At 50.3% G+C, this 6464-nt stretch carries 2 protein-coding genes and 1 pseudogene; all 3 read right to left on the reverse strand.

Translation table 11 applies throughout. The features are described 5' to 3' along the window. Positions 1-1821: pseudogene (locus tag QZF50_RS22000) on the reverse strand (hypothetical protein); the annotation flags it as partial. A gap of 9 nt (positions 1822-1830) precedes the next feature. Then, positions 1831-5625 (reverse strand): WGR and DUF4132 domain-containing protein, encoded by a 3795-nt coding sequence (locus QZF50_RS22005; RefSeq protein ID WP_001748555.1) that lies wholly within the window; start codon positions 5623-5625, stop codon positions 1831-1833. A 140-nt stretch (positions 5626-5765) separates the two neighbouring features. Then, the coding region (gene metG, locus QZF50_RS22010; protein ID WP_290388995.1) for a methionine--tRNA ligase subunit beta at positions 5766-6464 on the reverse strand (699 nt) is incomplete at its 5' end.

The raw sequence follows: 6464 nt of genomic DNA on the forward strand, positions 1-6464 counted from the left end.
CACCCGCGAACAGATGCTTTTTCTCAATGATACGCAGCCAGAAGGTCAAAGCCATCTCACGCGGCAACTGTGCCAATAAATACAGGTTCCAGACACTCTTTTCCGGACGATAACGTGAGAAGTTGTCATTTTCCCATATGTTAATTAACGCTTCTATGTGACCGCTGCGGAGCGCCTGTTCTGCTAATTGTGCTTGCGGGGAGTTCCAGCCATTCAGGATCTCTTCAACCCGCCCCTGGTAGTAATGCCACTGAACAATGAGTGAATTGCGTGCAGCATCCAGTTTTCCGGGGAGTATATAATTCAGAAACAGCCATACATCATCCCCAAAACCCAGTTCCTGTAATACAACTCGTCCACTTTTTTGTTCCATGCGTTCCGCAAGAGATTCCGTGCTGAAATAACGGGCAGACTCAGTGGCGGCAAGCCTCTCTTGTTCGCCTGGTTGCCAGTAAATTTGCGGAGTTAATTCGAGCGGTGCCAAATCAAGACGTGGAGCTGTCATTTTTTTCTTACTACGCCACGGTGGTGAAACGAGCATTTCAGGCAGACTGCTGTTATCGGTGCTATCAATAACCGGTTTTGGCGGTGCCGATAAATAACTATTCAGCACTGCCCTGGCTTGAGTACTTAACCACGGCATCACTTCTGCTGCCAGTTGTGGCTGCGATGCCATCAGCGTTTGTAACAGCGTACGCCAGTATTCATCGCGTGCTTTTTGCTGTGCAGGCAGCTTTTTGTCTTCGATGATTGGATAACCTGGGCGGGCTGGTGGTTCTTTTAACGCCAGCAGTTCTGCCAGTGCGGCGAGCGTCGCGTGGGGGAAGTTTTTACTGTATTTAGCCACACGTTGCAGGCTGGGTTTGTTTTTATCAGCCACCAGTAGCAAGGTGCGGATGACTTGCGGATGGTTAATTTGTACCAGCAGACTGCCGCAATCTTCTTTATGGGCATACATCGCGAGGCGCGGAATGGCTGCCAGTCCTTGTTCGCGCAAAAGGGCGGCGCAGGCCGCGTAGCCGAAGTGGTTTTCATGCGACATGTAGCTGGCTTCTCGATCGCTAAATATATCCTGGCTCCAGTAGTGCTCGAGTTTTCTCACCGCTGTGGGGTCATTAGCAACAACTTTTAACCACTCCTTAGAATGAAAATGAGTTCGCGGGCATTCAAGGCCTACCAACTCATTGGCTATTTCTGGTTTTTCCGGGAGGATCAGCGCAATAAAAGGACGGCGAATTTTGGGTATTCCTGGCAGTGCGGCAATGAGTTTGTCGGCGCAACGCTGCCAGCTGCTTTCCTCTGCCAGAGAGAGATGCTTACGCAGTCGGAGATCGAATTCGTTATAGGTTTCTGAGCGATAACCATAGCCATAATCCTCGTCCTGATACTGCAATGTCACTAGCAGAGGATCACTCTCATAACATCGTGTAATAAACTGGCGTGCAATCACCACCTCAGTCGCATATTCCAGTCCCTCTTGTTGGACGATTTCGTCGAGCAACTGTTGGCTGTCATTTTGCGCGATACAGACTAGCGCCGCCATTGTCCGGGCCGGGATTGAGGGTTTGTGTTCGCCGATCAAGTTGATGGCCTGCGTGATGGCGGACTGCCACTCCAGTGAAAAATTTTCATAACGCCAGACAATGTTTTTTTTTTCTCAGCTTTTTGTAGCAATTTATCACCCAGTGTCTGAATGATGCTTTCAGTGATAACAGGCACCGGTTCGCCCGGCCATTTGCGATGACTGAGTGGTGTTTTGCCTTTTTTATATTTCAGTTCCAGTTGGGCGTTATCCGCCAGCCACGGTAATTCCTTGTCCATGCTCTTTCCTTATTCAAACAGGGCTTCAATATCGTTAATTAGCTCGCTGGCGGTGATGGCATCGAGTACGGAGAACTGCGCTTCCTGTGTTGAATTACTCCCCCAGCCATAGCTTTCCGCTTTGCCTTCCCATAACCACAGCTTGCTTAAGAGCTGCTCAGCGCTAAGTTCGGCTGGTGACATACCCACCGCAAAACCTTCGTCGATTTCCATGATTAACGACCAGCGACCCAAAGGTTTGATCATCCATCCGATCCAGCCTCCATCCTGTGGTTCGCCCTTTATCCAGCCTTTATTCGCCAGCCCCATGACCCGACCACTCGGGCATTTTCTGCCTGCCCAGCGGGTCAGTTCACTGGCATTGCGCTCGGCTTCTGTCAGGGCGTAGCTGTTACGGTCGAGCTGGCGGAACGGTGGTAGCAGTTCGTAGTCGGCAAAAAGCTGACCAAAGGCGGCAGCATCCGTTGGTGATATTTCCAGAACGTGAGGAGTGCCGATAGAGATATCGCCTTCCGGCAGGGTGAAAAGATCATCGTCAGCGGTGCTGTAGCTGTTATCTTCTGCTACGCGAAAGCAAGCCAGTAGCTGGTTTTCGGCGCTATAAACGCCCCAAATCAGACGGCGGGTTAAGTGACGAACCAGCGGATGCTCAACCAGGAAGAGCTGGAAGTTTTCCAGCGACCAGCGGCGGCGCAGGCACATGGCGGATTCCAGCCTTGCTACCTGCTGGGCGGCGATGGTACGCGCATCTTTTTTCAGCAATTTGTAGCGGTTAACCGCATCGTTCGCCCGCGTTTCATCATCGCTTTTGTTCGGTTTGGGCAGGTCTTTCAGGCGGCTGCCGGAAACATCACGCACAAACGGTTTTAAGGTTTCATCAAAGCTGACGGTGAACTGCCGTGGGCCAAAATCCAGCAGCAGCGAACCGTTATCATCCAGACCGAGATCCGGTGCTAACCGATCTTCAAGCTCCGCCACCGTGAGTTCGCGGCTCTCGGCAATGTCGGCAATTTTTTCTTTTGCCCGCTCCTGTAATGCTTTGAATTTCAGTTTCTGGGCGATGCCGTTAAGCTGCATAAGGGCGATATCACTACCGATAGCAGCGAGAATATCCAACCCAACGGTGGCGCGTTTATGCTGGGATTCACCAGGCCAGGCGCGTATTAATGGCGTCAGTTTGCGGGCGGTGTCATCGTTACCGAGAACGCCTAACGCAGTGAACGCCCAACTCTCTTTCGACGGCGCGCCAGCGGTCTGCCAGGCGGTAAACAGATCCCAGGCAAATCCCGCCAGTGAGTCGGCGGAACAGACGTCTTTCACCTGCAATAATCCCGGATACAGAGCCTCTTCCTGAGGGAAGCGGAGCATTTCACCGAGGTGGAGGAGGGCGCTATCTGGCAGTGATTGGGCATTTGCTTTTAATACCGGGCGCGTCCAGAGCGATGGCTGATAAAAGGCCGGAAGAGTGGGGATTTTTGTCGGGTGATTATCTAAGGGATCGAGCGCAAGCAGAGCGTTCACCGCATCGGTTACTTCCGGCTGGTTATAACGTCGGGCGATTTCTTGCAGTAATGGCTGATGACCGTTTTCGGTAAGCATACGCAAGGCAGCGCGGGCGTTATCCTGTGCTTCACCGGCTTTGCCGAGCGCCGCAGGCAGCAGGCCGGTAAGGGCATGTTCCGGGTATTTCAACAGCCAGCTACGGGCGTTTTCGCGTAGCGTTTTCAGTTTGTTGAAGGCACGGGCGACGGCAGGAGCCAGCTCACTCGCTGCGAAGTAATTCGTGATGGGCAAGGCTTCTTGTGGATAGCGTGCAAGTGAGTTTACTAACCCAGGTAACCCTTTGAGTCCAAAATGTAACATGGCGTATTCGGTATCGGTATGTGGAGATAGGGTAAGGGCATTCCATGCTTTTACTGCTTTCTCCAGCGGCAATGTTGTCAAAATCCCCAACTGCCAATAATGCCCGGTAGGTGAATGAAACACCTTAAATTCACTTAGTAAGGTTGAATAATCTTCATTTAGCCATGCCTCAACTACCGCTTCGGGAGCTTTAATATATGTACCAGCGATCCGTCGTTGAAAACCCATCCTTGCCAACAGGTTGGTAGTACTTTCTTCATGGCTAACCGTGATGTGTTTTGAATACCAGATATATTTCGCCAAAAGTTGATTACTGATTTCTTCTGTCAGATAACAGATTGGCTCAATGCCTAATGGCGCTAAATCCAGCACCGGAATCGGCGATTTTTTCTTTTTCGAAAGCCAGGGAGGGGAGACTACTACGGCTGGCAGTAGATCGGCGCTGGCATGGTTTGAGGGCTGTGTCAGTTGTTGCTGGCATGATTTCAGTACGGCAACTGCGGGTGTCGAGAGCCAGGGAATGACCTGTTCTGCCAGTGCTGGTTGTGAGATAAGCATTGTCATTAGCATAATGCGCCAACTGTTCTCTTCTTTTTGCCCAAGAAGTTCCGTCAGTGCCGCCATTGCTGCATGTGGGAACGCAGCAATGGCTTTCGTCATCCGATCGTGACAGCGTTTAGTATGCCCGGCTACACGTATAAGCAGTGTTAATGCGAACGGATGATTGATATGACGCAACACATCGGCGCAGTAGTCACTTGCGGCATAGGGAGCAAATCGGGGCAGGGCTGCAACACCTTGCTCCTGTAATACGGTGGCTGACCATATCGCACCACAATAGTAATCATCAAAAATGGCATATGGCTCGTGATATTTTTCTAATGAGGCAAGAATGTGCTCATCAGTCGCCACTATTTTTAACCACTCAAGCGAGGGTAATTTTTTTTGCCCCAGTAGACGCTGGGCAATTTCATGTGCAATTTCTGGTTTTTCGGGTAATAACAAAGCAATTAATGGTTGCCGCCATTCTGGAATATGTGGAATTGCGGCAATAAGTTTTTGTGCACATTTTTGCCAGAGAGACTCTTCCGCCAGTGATAAATGTTTACGTAGGCGTAATTCAAATCTGGAATATTGCTCCAAGTAGTCAGGTGCAATGCCAGACGGCAGAATAATAATGACATTATTCGCATAATCCCATTTAATATCAATCTGTTGAAGGTGTATTATTACATCAGTAGCATATTCCAGACCGCCTTCCTGGACGATCTGATCCATAACATCCTCACGCACTTTATATCTTGTGCATTTCATTTCAAGTGCCGTGAGTACAGCCATTACTGGTGATGGTAGCTGTGTTGTTTTCAGGCCGTCGATCTGACTGATCGCCTGGGCGACGGTGTTTTGCCATTCTAAAGAACAGGCGCTGAAGTCAAATGTGGCTGTTTTATTATCCCGTTGCGACACACTACAGGCTAAGCGACGTAATTGGGTCAATTTGTCTGCTTGCTGAACAGGAACTCCGGGAAAGCGGCGATGACTTAACGTGGTGTGTACAACTTCGGGCGGAAAAACGACAGCAATATCTTTCGCCAGCCACGGTAAAACAGCATCTGTATTTTTGTCAGGCGTACGGGTTTCTGCTACGAAAGAGGGTTGTTCCTGAATAATGGTGGATAAGTCCGCTACCTTGAGAGAGCCCGTTACCGTTTGGGAAGGTTGCAAAGAATTATCCTTCGCTTGCTCCACATACCCCTTCTTCACCTTCTCCGCAATCAGCTTAAGCTCCGCTTTTGCCACTGCCGCAGCATCTGAAAAACTTTTTATCTGGCTTTGCCCTTTGGTGCCAACTTTTCCCCAACTGATATGCAACTCGTTTCCCTGTTGCTCAACTGCCCAGAATTTATGTGATTTTTCGTCCTGATAGATAAAGTGTCTCATTCTGCATCCCTGTAATTTTATCCAGTTGAATGCAGATGCTACCAGTATTTATGCGGGTTAGAGAGAGACAAAATCGCAAGAAAACAACTTTAGGAATTTATAAAGAAAAGGCGCTGTCGATGCAGCGCCTTAAAGGGGGATTATTTCACCTGATGGCCTGGTTTAGCACCAGCATCCGGGCTTAACAGGAAGATATCTTTCCCGCCAGGACCAGCAGCCATTACCATGCCTTCGGAGATACCAAAGCGCATTTTACGCGGTGCCAGGTTGGCCACCATAATGGTGTGACGCCCGATCAGTGCCTGCGGATCCGGGTAGGCAGAACGAATACCGGAGAAGACATTGCGTTTTTCACCGCCGAGATCCAGTGTCAGGCGCAGCAGTTTGTCAGAACCTTCAACAAACTCTGCGTTTTCGATCAGCGCCACGCGCAGGTCAACTTTTGCGAAGTCGTCAAAGGTGATGGTTTCCTGAATCGGATCATCTGCCAGTGGGCCAGTAACTGGCGCGGCAGCTGCTTTCACTTCTTCTTTAGACGCTTCCACCAGTGCTTCAACCTGCTTCATATCGATGCGGTTATACAGCGCTTTGAACGGATTCACTTTGTGGCCCAGCAGCGGTTGCTGGATACCATCCCAGGTCAGTTCTGTATTGAGGAATGCTTCTGCGCGCTCGGTCAGTTTCGGCAGTACCGGCTTCAGGTAAGTCATCAGCACGCGGAACAGGTTTATGCCCATTGAGCAAATTGCCTGCAGGTCGGCATCGCGGCCTTCCTGTTTTGCCACCACCCACGGAGCCTGCTCGTCGACATAGCGGTTAGCCAGATCAGCCAGCGCCAT

The organism is uncultured Escherichia sp. (assembly GCF_948475835.1).
In the GTDB taxonomy this organism is placed as follows: Bacteria; Pseudomonadota; Gammaproteobacteria; order Enterobacterales; family Enterobacteriaceae; genus ECMA0423.